At 39.3% G+C, this 14507-nt stretch carries 13 protein-coding genes; 9 read left to right on the forward strand and 4 right to left on the reverse strand.

Annotated elements, in window-relative coordinates:
• Nucleotides 1–73: 73 nt before the first annotated feature.
• Nucleotides 74–367 (reverse strand): hypothetical protein, encoded by a 294-nt coding sequence (locus QUE09_RS14730; protein WP_286233604.1) that lies wholly within the window; start codon nt 365–367, stop codon nt 74–76.
• A gap of 160 nt (nt 368–527) precedes the next feature.
• On the opposite strand from QUE09_RS14730, the gene QUE09_RS14735 reads away from it, so the two are divergent.
• From QUE09_RS14735 to QUE09_RS14750, 4 genes are all read left to right on the forward strand, one after another.
• Nucleotides 528–1367 carry a 2OG-Fe(II) oxygenase family protein gene (locus QUE09_RS14735; protein WP_286233605.1) on the forward strand — a complete coding sequence of 280 codons (840 nt, stop codon included), beginning with the start codon at nt 528–530 and terminating at the stop codon, nt 1365–1367.
• A 122-nt stretch (nt 1368–1489) separates the two neighbouring features.
• Complete coding sequence (gene rapA, locus QUE09_RS14740; RefSeq protein WP_286233606.1) at nt 1490–4408, forward strand: RNA polymerase-associated protein RapA; 2919 nt, start codon at nt 1490–1492, stop codon at nt 4406–4408.
• 2 nt (nt 4409–4410) lie between these two features.
• Nucleotides 4411–5076, forward strand: coding sequence for a bifunctional tRNA pseudouridine(32) synthase/23S rRNA pseudouridine(746) synthase RluA (gene rluA / locus QUE09_RS14745; RefSeq protein WP_286233607.1), 666 nt, complete (start codon nt 4411–4413; stop codon nt 5074–5076).
• Nucleotides 5077–5147: 71 nt separating this feature from the next.
• On the forward strand, nt 5148–6089 hold the full coding sequence (locus tag QUE09_RS14750) for a DUF3530 family protein (protein ID WP_286233608.1): 942 nt from the start codon (nt 5148–5150) through the stop codon (nt 6087–6089).
• A 21-nt stretch (nt 6090–6110) separates the two neighbouring features.
• Here QUE09_RS14750 and djlA read toward each other — a convergent pair whose 3' ends face one another.
• Genes djlA through QUE09_RS14765 form a run of 3 tightly spaced genes read right to left on the reverse strand, consistent with a single transcriptional unit; the run spans nt 6111 to nt 8584 of the window.
• Nucleotides 6111–6902 carry a co-chaperone DjlA gene (djlA, locus tag QUE09_RS14755; RefSeq protein WP_286233609.1) on the reverse strand — a complete coding sequence of 264 codons (792 nt, stop codon included), beginning with the start codon at nt 6900–6902 and terminating at the stop codon, nt 6111–6113.
• Nucleotides 6903–6908: 6 nt separating this feature from the next.
• Nucleotides 6909–7589, reverse strand: a complete 681-nt coding sequence (murU, locus tag QUE09_RS14760; RefSeq protein ID WP_286233610.1) for an N-acetylmuramate alpha-1-phosphate uridylyltransferase MurU — start codon at nt 7587–7589, stop codon at nt 6909–6911.
• Nucleotides 7586–8584: an aminoglycoside phosphotransferase family protein gene (locus tag QUE09_RS14765; RefSeq protein ID WP_286233611.1), complete on the reverse strand. Its 999-nt coding sequence runs from the start codon at nt 8582–8584 to the stop codon at nt 7586–7588. Before QUE09_RS14765 ends, murU begins: the two co-directional genes overlap by 4 nt.
• Before the next feature lie 145 nt (nt 8585–8729).
• On the opposite strand from QUE09_RS14765, the gene lptD reads away from it, so the two are divergent.
• From lptD to apaG, 5 genes are read left to right on the forward strand one after another with little or no spacing between them, the layout of a single operon-like run.
• Nucleotides 8730–11006 (forward strand): LPS assembly protein LptD, encoded by a 2277-nt coding sequence (gene lptD, locus QUE09_RS14770; RefSeq protein ID WP_286233612.1) that lies wholly within the window; start codon nt 8730–8732, stop codon nt 11004–11006.
• Between the two features lie 18 nt (nt 11007–11024).
• Complete coding sequence (gene surA, locus QUE09_RS14775; RefSeq protein ID WP_286233614.1) at nt 11025–12305, forward strand: peptidylprolyl isomerase SurA; 1281 nt, start codon at nt 11025–11027, stop codon at nt 12303–12305.
• Nucleotides 12306–12313: 8 nt separating this feature from the next.
• Nucleotides 12314–13306 (forward strand): 4-hydroxythreonine-4-phosphate dehydrogenase PdxA, encoded by a 993-nt coding sequence (gene pdxA / locus QUE09_RS14780; RefSeq protein WP_286233615.1) that lies wholly within the window; start codon nt 12314–12316, stop codon nt 13304–13306.
• 15 nt (nt 13307–13321) lie between these two features.
• On the forward strand, nt 13322–14137 hold the full coding sequence (gene rsmA, locus QUE09_RS14785; RefSeq protein ID WP_286233616.1) for a 16S rRNA (adenine(1518)-N(6)/adenine(1519)-N(6))-dimethyltransferase RsmA: 816 nt from the start codon (nt 13322–13324) through the stop codon (nt 14135–14137).
• Nucleotides 14127–14507, forward strand: coding sequence for a Co2+/Mg2+ efflux protein ApaG (apaG, locus tag QUE09_RS14790; protein WP_286233617.1), 381 nt, complete (start codon nt 14127–14129; stop codon nt 14505–14507). Before rsmA ends, apaG begins: the two co-directional genes overlap by 11 nt.

The following is a 14507-nucleotide window of genomic DNA, read 5'->3' on the forward strand; positions in this document are numbered from 1 at the left end:
AACTTTAACAAAATCCCTAGCAGTGAATAAAGAATGCATTAGAAGCTTTAGTGCTTTATAAACGTTACATATTTTAGTTATCTACACCTTCTTTTTTTAGTGTTTGCATTTCTTTTTTATTACCACAAATTGCATCTTGGTGGCTTTCTCTGTAGTAACGAATTTCTACACAATCTTGTTGATAGCGTCGTTCAAGTTCTGTACGGATAATAGGTTTATCTTTAGCCGCCACAATTTGACGCTGCAATGATTGGCATTGCTGAATTTGTTCTGTAGCAACAGTAATATCTTCACACGTTTGCTGATTACTTGAACACGCTGACAATAAAACGTTAACCCCTAAAGCCAATGACAAAGGTAATTTCATTATATTTTTCTTTCCATAATTCAATGTATTATATTTTCATTATAGCGGCGTTTTTTATTGTCGATACATTTTAAGCTGTTATTTATAAAAATCTTTACCTGACCAATTAGACAGGTTTTGATATACTGATCAAAGTACAAAATATTGATGGGTTTTAGTTATGCAAGTTCAAGTAGTAGACTACCGTGATAAAGACGCGCCAGCGCGCTTTGTGCAAAGTTTGAGAGACACAGGGTTTGGTGTTTTAACACACCATCCAATTAAACAAGCCTTGGTTGAATCAATATACCAGCGTTGGTATGATTTTTTTCAAAACGGGCAGCCTGAAAACTATGCTTTTGATCCTGAGACCCAAGATGGCTATTTTGCACCTGCAATTTCGGAAACCGCTAAAGGTCATCAAAAAAAAGATATAAAAGAGTATTATCACGTTTATCCTTGGGGAAGAATTCCCCAAGCACTAAAAGAAGAAATCCTCGAATATTATAACTTAGCAAGTGCCCTTGCAGCTGAATTGCTAGATTGGATTGAAAAATATAGTCCTGAAGACGTAGCAAAGCATTACTCAGAGCCGCTTTCAGCAATGATAAAAGATACACCAAATACGCTATTACGTGTACTGCATTATCCACCCTTGTCAGGTGATGAAGAACCAGGTGCAGAAAGAGCCGCAGCCCATGAAGATATTAATCTCATCACGATTTTACCAGCAGCTAATGAACCTGGCTTACAAGTGCAATTAAAAGACGGCCAATGGTTTGATGTCCCCGCTGATTTTGGTCAATTGATCATTAATATTGGTGATATGCTGCAAGAAGCTTCAGGCGGTTACTTTCCTTCGACCAGTCACCGCGTTATAAATCCTTCGGGTGAAGAAGCTAAGAAATCTCGTATATCATTGCCACTTTTCTTACATCCACGCGATGAAGTTGTTTTATCTGAACGACATACGCAAAAGAGCTACTTATTAGAGCGATTAAAAGAACTTGGTGTAAAATAAAACACAACCCCTAAACACTAAGAAAATTTCAGTATTTTTCAGAAAAATTAGATGATCAGCGCTATGATTAACGTTACCATAGCGCCCCTTTTTTACATCGCATATTTTCGGAGTGTATTTCTATGTCGTTTCAGCCGGGCCAACGTTGGATTAGTGATGGAGAATCAGATCAAGGATTAGGCACAGTAACGAGTGTTGAGAACCGTTTCGTTTCTATCATGTTTACAGCAACGGGTGATATAAGAAAATACGCCATAGACAACGCCCCATTAACACGAGTTATCTTTCAAAAAGGCGATACCATCCCTAGCCATGAAGGATGGCAGTTAGTCATTACTGATACCGAAGACACAGATGGCATTCTCACTTATCACGGCACACGTGTCGATAATGATGAAGTAACTAGCCTTAAAGAAGTGATGATTGATCACTTTATTAAATTCAATAAACCACATGATAGATTACTCAATGGTCAAGTAGATAGGCTAGATTGGTTTCGATTAAGAAAAGACAGTTTAAAACACCAATATCAACAGCAGCAATCTTCATTAACAGGCTTAACTGGTGGCCGTGTTAGTTTGATCCCACATCAGTTATATATCGCCGATGAAGTGGGTAGCAGATTTGCACCGCGCGTTTTATTAGCCGATGAAGTAGGCTTAGGTAAAACAATTGAAGCAGGCTTGATAATTCACCAACAGCTTGTAACGGGTAGAGCGCAGCGCGTTCTCATCATTGTACCGGAATCGCTAACCCACCAATGGTTAGTAGAAATGCTACGACGTTTTAACTTACATTTTAGTATCTTTGATGAAACACGCTGTCAAGAGATCGCGAATGCAAGTGATGAAGATGAAGCGGTAAATCCATTTTCTGCCGAACAATTAGTATTAGTTAATCTCAACTTTATTAAAGATAATCCTGAATGGTACGAAGCATTAATTGCCGAAGAATGGGATTTAATGGTCGTTGATGAAGCCCATCATTTAAACTGGCAAGTTAATAATGTCAGCGTTGAATATTTATGCATAGAACAACTTGCTCAAACGATCCCTGGTGTATTGCTACTAACAGCGACACCAGATCAATTAGGTCATGAAAGCCACTTTGCCCGTTTGCGTCTACTCGATCCTGATAGATTTTATGACTATCAAACCTTTATTGAAGAAGAAACTCACTACACTGAAGTAGCGGACGCTGCCAATGCATTAGTTGCTAATAAGCCTTTAACCGCTCAACAACAAGAAGTGTTAACAACGCTATTAGCTGAATCTGATATTAGTGCCTTGTTGTCGCAATTGACGGCAAGCGAAGATGAACAAGCTAACGCACGCAAAACATTACTCAATCAACTGTTAGATCGACATGGTACTGGCAGAATTTTATTTAGAAATAGCCGCAATACAATTAAAGGCTTTCCAGAAAGAAAACTCCATGCAACCGCATTATCAATGCCAGAAGCATATCAAGAAGCCATTGAAGACTTTTTACTATCTGATACGCGTGACAACCTTTTAGAGAAAAAACAAGCAAATTACTTACACACCCCAGAGCGTTTGTTTGACCTAGCGTCTATCAAACCTTGGTATGAAATAGATCCCCGTGTTGATTACTTAATCTCTTTGTTAAAAACACTTAACAAAGAAAAAGTACTGGTTATTTGTGCACATGCGGAAACAGCCATTGAACTCGAAAACGCTTTGCGTGTTAAAGAAGGTATGCGCGCCGCTGTTTTCCATGAAGGTCTAAGCATTTTTGAGCGTGACCGTGCAGCCGCATATTTCGCGCAAGATGAAGACAGCGCTCAAGTATTGCTCTGTTCAGAAATAGGCAGTGAAGGTCGAAATTTCCAATTTGCTCATCACTTAGTGCTCTTTGATCTGCCAATGAACCCTGATTTATTGGAGCAACGTATAGGTCGATTAGATCGTATTGGTCAAACGCAAACAATCAATCTACATGTACCTTATTTTGAACAGTCAGCGCAAAGCGCATTATTTCAATGGTATCAAGAAGGCCTTAATGCCTTTGAACATACCTGCGTAACAGGCAGAGCAGTGTACGAAGCCTATGCTGAGCAACTGACAGATCTTAAATTCTCACCTGTTGTCGATGAGAAAACCATCGAAAAATTTGTTAATGACAGTCATCAACTCCACTTAACATTGAAAGCAGAGTTAGAGACAGGTCGAGATAAATTATTAGAACTAAACTCTTCTGGTCAAGGCCGAGCAGAGACATTGGTAGAAGATATTATCAAGCAAGATAACCACACTAGCCTTCCTCAGTTTATGTTCCAAGTATTTGATGTATTTGGTATTGCACAAGATGATAAAGCCGACAATGCAATTGCACTGCAACCTACCGAGCATATGTTAAGTGGTAACTTCCCGTGTCTACCTGATGACGGCACAACAGTGACCTTTCATCGAGATACAGCCTTAGCCTGCGAGGATTACCATTTGCTGACGTGGGATCACCCAATGGTGACTGGCGCGATCGATCTCGTATTATCAGATGATGTTGGAAATTCGAGTATTGGCTTGCTTAAAAATCCAGCGCTACCTGCAGGTACATTTTTCTTAGAGTGTTTGTTCACACTTGAAGCCACTGCGCCAAGCCAACTGCAATTAAAACGCTATCTACCGACCACGCCTATTCGTGTGCTAGTAGACAAAAACGCGAATAACCTTGCCGATAAAGTCAGTGAACAAGTTCTCGATCAACAACTCGTGCCCGTGAAAAAGCAAGTGGCTTTGCAACTTGTTAAAGCATTAAAAGGCCAAGTAGCACCGTTAGTTGAGAAAGCAGAATCTCATGCTGCGTCACAGGTAAACGCATTAATCAATGATGCTGAAAACATTATGAATGAAAAGCTTGAACAAGAGTGGCAACGCTTATCGGCACTCAAAGCAATTAATCCAAGTGTTAGACAGGAAGAGCTAGATTTTATAAAAGTACAACAGCAAGAGTTAGATACCTACATTAAAAAGGCTCAGCTAAAATTTGAAGCAGTTAGAATGATAGTGGTGACTCACTAATAATGTCTGCTAATCCTGCCTTTGTTTATTCACCGCCGCAAACACCATATCTTGAAATACTCTACCAAGATAACGATATTGTTGTGGTGAATAAACCCAGCGGATTATTATCAGTGCCAGGCAGATTACCAGAACATCAAGATTGTTTACAAAACCGTGTTCAACGCGTTTTCCCAACAGCTACGGTAGTGCATCGGCTTGATATGGCAACGTCTGGCGTAATGTTAATGGCGCTCAATAAACGTGCTCATGTAGATATCAGTCGCCAGTTTGAAAAGCGACAAACAGAGAAGTCTTACTTTGCACGTGTTTTTGGACAGGTTGAGCAAAAACAAGGCTCAGTAGAACAACCACTTATTTGCGACTGGCCAAATCGACCTAAACAAAAAATAGATCATGACAACGGTAAAAAAGCACTTACTTATTACCAAGTTATTTCAACCGATCAACATTCAAGCCTTGTAAAACTAACCCCAATTACCGGACGCTCACATCAGCTAAGAGTGCATATGCTTCATATCGGGCACCCTATCTTAGGTGACAGGCTCTATGCTAATGCGAAAGCGCTAGCAATGAGTAAAAGATTAATGTTACATGCTTATGCGTTAACATTTCATCACCCAGTTAGTCAGCAAAAAATAGAAATTACTGCTCCCTGCCCTTTTTAGTGACTGTTTTTTACAACAGTTTTTCGTTAAAGTGTCGATAAATAAAATAAATAACAACTCTAAGGCATATAATGATCAGTCGGCATAAAGCATTGTTGTTTATTTTTTTACTTGTTACTAGCACGAGTGTATTTGCACATTTTGCGCTGCAAGAAAGTAATGACTCAACGCCAGTAAAACAAGAAGAGAAAGTTAAAGCAGCTGAAAAAGAGGAGCAACCACAGGAGGATAAAGAAGCACAAAATCAGAAACCTGTTGTTATGCTACCTAAGGCGCTTAAAGAAATATACGAATTAGATTTAAAACACTATTTACCCGACGATAATTTTGACAACTTAATGGTAGGTTCAGATACCCACCTTGCGTTGGTTAACACCCATGATAGTCAGGCACCAAAGGGAGTTGCCATATTAATCCCTGAATGGCAGCAACCAGCTACCAGTCCTCAGGCAATAAATGAACTACGCCAGCGCTTACCAAAATATGGGTGGACAACGATCAGCCTACAGCCCATAGCTAAGCCTGAAAACTATCCTTCAATAGCAACAGAAAAAAGTGCAAAAATTGCCGAGAACAAACAAGCTCTGGTTGAATATCGACAACAACTGGCACTACTGTTAACTGCCGCGTTGGAGAAAGCTAAAAGCTTCCCAGGTATAATAATTATTGTTGCCCAAGGACAAAATGCGGCGCAAGTCATTACACTGTTAGCACAAAATCAAATTGACAACCCTGCCGCATTTATCATGCTTAGTGCTTACATGCCGACAGATGAAGAGATCACGGCTTCAGCAAATCAACTTGCTAATTTGTCGTTGCCAGTGTTCGATTTATACCTTAAGGCAGATCATTTTAAAGTTCCCCAAAACGCGTCTGTACGCCATAAAAAAGTAAAACAAATGGCGAAGTCTCAATACCGCCAAACGCGCTTATTTAACTTTAACACCGGCTATTACGATAACGATGCCCTAATAAAACAAATTAATGGTTGGTTAACATCAATCGGTTGGTAATAATGTAACCAAGGGAAACGATTATTTTTTACTTTTACTGATTAACTCATATGCTGCTTGAATATCTTGCGCTTGCTGTTTAGCTGATTCCATCATTTCAGGCGGTAACCCTTTGGCAACTAGTTTATCTGGGTGATGTTGCGCCATAAGCTTCCGGTAAGACTTTTTAATCATTTGCTGCGAATCTTGTTTCGAAACGCCAAGTAATTTATAGGCATTATCTAACTGTTGTTGATGAGATTGACCTTGTTGTGCACCTTGATGAAATTGTGCACCCGCCATAATCATTTCTAGCAGCTTATCTAGATCTCTTGCAGAAAAACCTAAACGTTGTGCGATAACGTGCAGCGCTTCACGTTCGCTGTTATCCAAACTCCCATCAGCAAAAGCCACTTGAATCTGAATTTCCAAGAACATTAACAATAAATTTTGTCGATGACCGCAACGCTTTCTTAACGTATCCAATTCTTTTTCTAGTGGAAATCCAGCGAGCTTACCTTCTCTAAAGGCGTCTTGTGCTTGCCTTTTCATTTCAGCGTTTAAGCCAAGCTTTTGCATATAAGCACTGGCAAAAGCAATCTCGTGCTCAGTTACACGGCCTTTCGCTTTCGCAATATAGCCCATGGTTGTGAATGTTGTGTAAAAGAATGTTTGTTGTCGACTATCTTCATCTTGCGCTGCAAACCGATCAAAATCGAAGCCCATTCCCTTATCAAATCGATGTCCTAGCCACATACCGAGTAATGCACCGATCAAATGCTTACTCAACATAAAACCAAATAAAAAGCCAAGAACTTTACCCCAGATACGCATGAATAGTTAACCTTCTAATTCTTTATTAAGTGCTGATAATCGCTGTGGTGTACCGACATCTACCCAATGCCCGGATAATAAACTACCTGTCACAGCTTGCTCGTCAATGGCTTGCCTTAGTAAGGGCGCTAGTCGCACTGGTTGGCCTGTATTACAAGAAGAAAACAAACTAGCGCGATATAGGCCAACACCGCTGAATGTATATCGAGTACTAATATCACCGTCATTTTTAACCAAACCTCGCGTTAAATTAAAATCTCCCGAAAGGTTATGGTTAGGGTTTTTCACAAGCCATATATGTGCCTGAATATGGCTTGGGAGTTCAGGAATGCCATCAAAATTCGTGTCAATGTAAGTATCACCATTGACCACTAAAAATGGTGCATTGTTGTCATCAAGCAACGATAAAGCTTGATAAATGCCACCAGCTGTTTCTAATGCTTTATCATTTTCATTACTGTATTGAATTGAAACCCCGAAGGCACTACCGTCACCTAAAAACTCAATGATTTTATTTCCTAACCAAGAGATATTAATAACAAGCTCACTGAACCCAGCTTTCTTTAGCCTTTCAATATGGTGCAAAATCAGCGGCTTTCCCGCTACTATAAGCATTGGCTTAGGCAAAGTATTAGTGAGAGGTCGCATTCTTTCGCCACGACCCGCCGCTAAAATCATCGCTTTCATTTTTGTAACGTTTCCTCAGTAAAGTGTGGCAGCACTTTTTCAGCCACAAAAAGTTTCAACGGCGTTAACTCTGGGTAATGCTGACATATTTCAACAATATACGTTAAGGTCAAAGGGATGTCTTTCATGTAGCCGAGCTTATTATCACGGTGTTTTAGCCGTGCAAAAATACCCGCAGCTTTGATATGTCGTTGTATACCCGTTAAGTCAAACCATCGCTGCCACTGCGACATTGGCAGCTTTTCACCAATGAGTTGTTCACCAAATTCTTCTACAAAGTAACGAAATGCTTCATTAACGACCGGCACTGGCCATTTTACATAGCAATCTCTCAACAACGACACAATGTCATAGGTAACAGGTCCTACAACTGCATCTTGGAAATCAATAACCGCTAACTTATCTTGATACCACATCAGGTTTCTACTGTGAAAATCACGATGCATAAACACTTGCGGTTGTGCAAGTATGTTTTCTATCAAAATATTAAAGCAACATTGCAATGCTTCGCGTTCTTGATCAGAGACAGTTAGCGCTAAGTGATGTTCGACTAACCATTCTATAAAAATATTCAGTTCGCGTTGAACAAAATCTCGATCATATTCTGGCAAATTTTCACGCGACAACATCGCTATCTCAGGTAATAAATCAATCGCCTCTTGGTACCTTTCGATGACAGTTTCTGACGTGAGAATGTCGGCCAATAACGTATCACCTAAATCCTTCAAACTAAAGAAACCACGATCTTGGTCGACATGTAAAATGGTAAGGCTTGGAATATTGGCTACTGCAAAACGCTTTTCGAGCATCTCATACGCTTGATTGTTACAATAGCGGTTTGGTGCATCAACAGCGATATAATGCTGCCCTTTACTGTGAAACCTAAAATACTTCCTAAAACCAGCATCACCACTAAGTGGTTGTAATACAATGCCTTTATCTTCATACTTTTCGATTAGCCATGCGGTTAACGGTGCGAGTCTATCGTCGAGCAAAAACTTCTCCTATCGCTTTGGACTACAAAGCTTTTGATTAATAATGTTTCATTACAGAAAATTGCTATATTATTAACAACTTTGCGGTTAAAATAACACGAATTTTTATGATACCTAACAATCAATTCTATAAATCGGAACTTTAATGCATTTTCTCCGGACATTGTTGGTCATTTCATCAACGTATTTAGCTTGTCATAACGCTTTAGCGCAAGAGGCAACGACATTACTTAATGCGAATACCAGTTGCCCTCTTCCTACGTACCCAAGTATTACTGAAAACACCTATTCACAAAATAGTGACGCCTATAATATTTGGTCAAAAACAACTGATATAAAACGCGAACACTATGCCAAGTTTCTAGGCGGAGTGACGTTATCTGGTCAAGGACAAGCTATTTCAGCTGACGAATTATTTGTAGACAGAAAAACATCAATGCTATCTGCGGCAGGTAATATACACTTTCAAAACCCAAATGTAGATATTTTCGCATCTTCATTAAATGCCAGTAAATCACAAAGTTTCACAGAATTGTCAGAAAGCTCATATCAATTAGCCGGAAATCCAGGACATGGTAGTGCGGGCAATATTCGAGTAACGGGAGATGGAACCCTGACGCTTGTCGATTCAAACTTTACAACTTGTTACGGAGAAGTACCTGATTGGCAAATTCAAGCAAGTGAAATTAGTATTTCCGTAAGCGAAAATCATGGCGAAGCATACAATGCACGTTTTAAGTTGTTTGGTGTGCCTGTTTTTTACGTGCCTTATTTCTCATTCCCTGTATCGAATAAACGTAAATCAGGCTTTTTATATCCTAAATTTTCATCATCACAACGCACAGGTTTTCAGTTTGAGTCTCCTTTTTATTGGAACATTGCCCCTAACATGGACGCAACAATAACACCTAAATATATGTCAAAGCGTGGTCTGCAGTTACTAACAGAGTTCAGATATTTATCGGGCCAGCAGAATGGTCAATTGAACATAGAATATTTAAATAAAGATGATGAATTAAAGGTTGATGACAGTAGATACCTAGCGCGTTTACAACACGTTGGCACTATTTCTGAGAATTTTCGCGCATATGTTGATTATACGACCATTAGCGACGACAACTACTTAGTTGATATAAGAAGTGAACAATATAACTCTAATGATGCCTATTTATATCAAATAGGTGAAATTGCATATTTTAGTGAAAATTGGTACACCAAACTTCAACTGCAAGATTTTGAAGTATTAGGTGAACACCAAACGAGTTATCAAACACTACCGCATATCGAGTTTAGCCGCTTTGCTCAACTTAACTTTTTCAATGGTGAGTTCGATATTTATTCAGAACTGACACGTTTTACATCAAACAATAGAGACTTACCTGAAGCAGATAGGTACCATGTTGAAGCTGGCCTCACCTTTCCTATTTCAACACCAGCTTGGTTTCTTAATTCAGAATTTAGAATTCTACAAACTAACTATCATCAAACGCGTATAGATGATTTCACTAAACTCGAGAAATCAGTCAGTCGCACATTACCAAAGGTTCGAATGCATGGTGGTATCAACTTTGACAGACAAACACAATATTTCAGTCAACAATTTACACAAACCTTAGAGCCTCAATTACAATATTTATATATACCAGATGAAGACCAATCTAATATAGCCGTTTATGATACAACAACCTTACAGGACGATTATGACGGGCTTTTTAGGGATAGAAGATTTAGTGGACTAGACAGAATAGCGCAAGCAAATCAATATTCTTGGGGCATAACCAGCCGCTTATTAGATAAAGAAAACATCGAAAAATTTCGCATTAGTTTAGGACGTATTGTTTATTTAAATAACACCCACGTTAGCCACAACAATCAACAAATCGCTTCATCAGGTGAGTCGGCATTAGCGAGTGAACTATACATTAGCCTCAATCGTAATTGGCAATTTAGTAGCGATATTCAATATAACACTAAAGAGAACACAACCAATAGAAGCCAAAGTTCTTTAGATTTTCTGTTTGATAACAATAATACAATTCAATTGAACCATCGCTATAGCAAAAATGTCTCAGATACTAAGCTCGAACAAGTTTCGCTGTTAACTAACGTTGCAATAAATAAAAACTGGCAGTTTGTTGGTCGTGTTACGCAAGACTTGAAAGATAAACGAAGCTTAGAGAGCTATGCGGGTTTGCAATACGAGAGCTGTTGTTGGGCTGTTCGTTTTGCTTTCCATAGGCATATAAACTCGAATATTGATGAACAAAATCAATTTCAACAAAACCGCGATGAATTTGATAGTGGATTCATGATACAGTTCATCATAAAAGGATTAGGTGGTAATAGAAAACCAATAGATACAACAGAAATGTTTAACAACAGTATTTTTGGTTATAAGCGCCCATATTTTCTCAACAATTAAACGAAGAAACATAATTTAATGAAAACCTTATTTAAATCTTTTGTATTGGCATGCGCCTTAATAAGCAGTTATACATCAGCGAAAGAAGTTGAGCTTGATCGTGTAGCCGTAATCGTCAATGACGGTGTGGTATTAGAATCTGAAATTCAGGACTTACTGAGTAAAATCAGGCAACAAGCTAAAAAGAACAACCAAACACTACCGAGTGACACTGCACTTCGCGTACAGGTAACAGAAAAGCTCATTGACGACAATCTCGTAGGTCAATTGGGTGAGCGCATGGGCATTCAAATCAGTGATGCGCAATTAGACGATACCTTAACAGCCATTGCTCAAGACAATAACTTAACACTCGAAGAATTTCGTCAATCAATTATTAACGAAGGTCTCGATTATGAAAAATACCGTGAAAATGCACGCCAAGAACTTGTTACCGGTGAGGTAACACGCAATGCCGTTCGTCGTCGTATTTATATATCACCACAAGAAACTGCTAACTTACTCGCAGTGATGAAAGAGCAAACAAACAATGATGTAGAATATCGATTAGGGCACATTCTCATCGAGTTCCCACCAGAACCATCACAAGCAGATATTAATGCCGCTAAAACACGTGCAGAAAAAGTCATAGCTTTACTCAATGACGGGTCAGACTTTACACGTATTGCTATCGCTTCTTCTGGCGGTTCAAATGCACTCGAAGGCGGTGATTTAGGTTGGCGTGGTATTAACGAATTACCTACGCTATTTTCTGAACTTGTTGACGGTAAAGACAAAGGCACAATCTTAGGCCCAATTAGAACAGGCTTAGGTTTCAGTATCGTGAAAATACAGGATATTCGCGGTCGTCAAGTCGTAGAAGTAGAAGAAGTAAAATCTCGTCATATTCTCATAGAACCGACAATTATTTTAAGTGAAGCTAAAGCAAAAGAAATGTTAATGAATTTGCGAGAGCAGATTATCTCAGGTGAAGCAGATTTTGCAGAGCTGGCGAAAGAGCACTCTGATGGGCCTACATCTGTTAAAGGTGGTGATTTAGGCTGGGCAGACCCAAGTTCATTTGATCCTGCATTCTCCAATACGTTAGCTAAATTAGACGTTAATGAAGTATCACAACCATTTCGCTCTTCGTTTGGTTGGCATTTAGCAGAATTAACAGGCAGACGTACACTTGATGCCACGCAACAAATGAATGAGAACCGCGCTAATCAAATTCTTTACAAGCGTAAATATGCGATGGAAAGTGCTCGTTGGTTAAAAGAAATGCGCGACGAAGCGTACATCGAAATTCTGGAGTAAGCTAAACAATGGTAAATCGTATCGCGATAACGCCAGGCGAGCCAGCCGGTATCGGACCAGACTTAATGATCAAAGTTGCTCAGCAAGATTGGCCAGTACAAATTGTAGTCGTAGCCGCAAAGTCTTTAATGCAGGCTCGTGCTAAAGAGCTTAATGTTGACATTGAATTCTTAGATTATGATGACACGCTACCGGCAGTAACTCATCAGGCCGGTACGATGACAATTTTATCGGTGGAACTCGAAGAGCCATGCATCACGGGTCAACTAAACCCAGCAAATGGACACTATGTAGTAGAGACGCTCAGAATTGCTTGTGAAAAAAATATCAATGGTGATTTTGATGCGGTAGTAACCGGTCCTGTACATAAAGGGCTAATTAATCAGGCAGGTATTGCCTTTAGTGGTCATACTGAATATTTTGCGCATCAAGCAAATTGCTCCGATGTTGTCATGATGTTAGCAACAGAAGGGCTAAGAGTGGCACTCGTAACTACGCATATTCCGCTTGCCTATGTATCAAAAGCCATCACGCATGAACGTCTGCAAAAAGTAACTCAAATACTACACCATGATTTAATTGAAAAATTTGGTATTGAATCACCCAAAATTTATGTCTGTGGTATCAACCCACATGCTGGCGAAGATGGTCATTTAGGTAGAGAAGAAATCGAAGTAATGAACCCTGCTCTTGATGAAATGCGCGCACAAGGCATGAATTTGATCGGACCATTACCAGCCGATACGATTTTCCACGAAAAGTATTTGCAAGATGCTGATGCCATTTTAACTATGTTTCACGATCAAGGTTTGCCTGTTTTAAAATATAAAGGATTTGGTAATTCTGTAAACATTACACTAGGCTTACCCTTTATAAGAACCTCAGTAGATCACGGCACAGCTGTCGAGCTCGCTGGTACGAATAACGCAGACGCTGGAAGCTTTAGACAAGCAATATCTACCGCTATTGAGCTCGCAAATAATCAAAACGCTAGAAATTAGGTACCTTTTACATCAATGAGTAAAAATAGCCATTTAGGCCATCAGGCGCGAAAACGCTTTGGACAAAACTTTCTTCATGACCAAGCCATTATAAGTCAAATTGTCGACGCAATTAATCCAGAGCCTGGTGAAAATTTAGTTGAAATTGGTCCAGGTTTAGGCGCTTTAACAGAACCAGTTATCGAAAGAGCTGGTGATATTTCAGTGGTAGAGCTTGATCGAGATCTTGCCCATAGACTCAGGCATCATCCATTTTTGGCGAAACATTTAACCATTTATGAACAAGATGCATTGAAGTTTGATTTCACTACCCTATGTAGTGAAGATAAGCCATTAAAAATATTTGGTAACCTACCTTATAATATTTCAACACCTCTTATCTTTCATTTACTGAGTTTTCGTGACGCAGTAAAAGATATGCATTTTATGTTGCAAAAAGAAGTTGTAGAGAGAATGGCTGCTGGGCCTAACAGTAAAGCCTATGGTAGATTATCCATCATGACTCAATATCAGTGTCAGGTAATCCCCGTTATGGAAATTGGACCAGAGGCTTTTCAACCGCCCCCCAAAGTAGATTCGGCCATTGTTCGTTTAGTACCACATAAAACTATTGCGAATCCTGTTAAGGACTTAGCGACACTAAATCAAGTTTGTACAACTGCATTCAATCAACGGAGAAAAACTATCCGTAATAGTTTCAAAAAGTTAATTGATATTACTGCGATAGAATCTTTAGGGATTGATGCAAGTTTACGTCCAGAAAACATAACGTTAGATCAATACATCGCGTTAGCTAATTACCTGGTTGATCAGAAAAAAAATGAACATTAAACCAACTGATATTACAGTAAGTGTTGAAACACATTATATCGACAACCAGTCGAGCGAAAGAGATCAACGCTATGTTTTTAGTTACACAATTACCATAACGAATAATAGTTCAATACCAATAAAGTTATTGTCTCGCTACTGGCTGATCACCGATGCTAACGATGAAAAATCAACCGTCGTAGGTGAAGGTGTGATTGGTGAGCAACCCACTATTCAACCCGGTAAAAGTTTTACGTATACCAGTGGATGTGCGCTAAAAACGCCAGTAGGTACAATGCAAGGACACTATCAAATGATTGATAACCAAAATGTCCCTGTAAAAGTTGATATTCCAGTTTTTCGTTTAGCGACACCTCATATCTTGCATTAA

It is taken from the genome of Thalassotalea sediminis (assembly GCF_030295915.1).
GTDB lineage: Bacteria > Pseudomonadota > Gammaproteobacteria > Enterobacterales > Alteromonadaceae > Thalassotalea_C > Thalassotalea_C sediminis.

Coding starts and splice junctions, on each gene's coding strand:
- QUE09_RS14750 (WP_286233608.1), top strand. CDS start 5,148: ATGATCAGTCGGCATAAAGCATTGTTGTTTATTTTTTTACTTGTTACT.
- rluA (WP_286233607.1), top strand. CDS start 4,411: ATGTCTGCTAATCCTGCCTTTGTTTATTCACCGCCGCAAACACCATAT.
- QUE09_RS14735 (WP_286233605.1), top strand. CDS start 528: ATGCAAGTTCAAGTAGTAGACTACCGTGATAAAGACGCGCCAGCGCGC.
- QUE09_RS14730 (WP_286233604.1), bottom strand. CDS start 367: ATGAAATTACCTTTGTCATTGGCTTTAGGGGTTAACGTTTTATTGTCA.
- murU (WP_286233610.1), bottom strand. CDS start 7,589: ATGAAAGCGATGATTTTAGCGGCGGGTCGTGGCGAAAGAATGCGACCT.
- rsmA (WP_286233616.1), top strand. CDS start 13,322: ATGAGTAAAAATAGCCATTTAGGCCATCAGGCGCGAAAACGCTTTGGA.
- pdxA (WP_286233615.1), top strand. CDS start 12,314: ATGGTAAATCGTATCGCGATAACGCCAGGCGAGCCAGCCGGTATCGGA.
- djlA (WP_286233609.1), bottom strand. CDS start 6,902: ATGCGTATCTGGGGTAAAGTTCTTGGCTTTTTATTTGGTTTTATGTTG.
- apaG (WP_286233617.1), top strand. CDS start 14,127: ATGAACATTAAACCAACTGATATTACAGTAAGTGTTGAAACACATTAT.
- surA (WP_286233614.1), top strand. CDS start 11,025: ATGAAAACCTTATTTAAATCTTTTGTATTGGCATGCGCCTTAATAAGC.
- rapA (WP_286233606.1), top strand. CDS start 1,490: ATGTCGTTTCAGCCGGGCCAACGTTGGATTAGTGATGGAGAATCAGAT.
- lptD (WP_286233612.1), top strand. CDS start 8,730: ATGCATTTTCTCCGGACATTGTTGGTCATTTCATCAACGTATTTAGCT.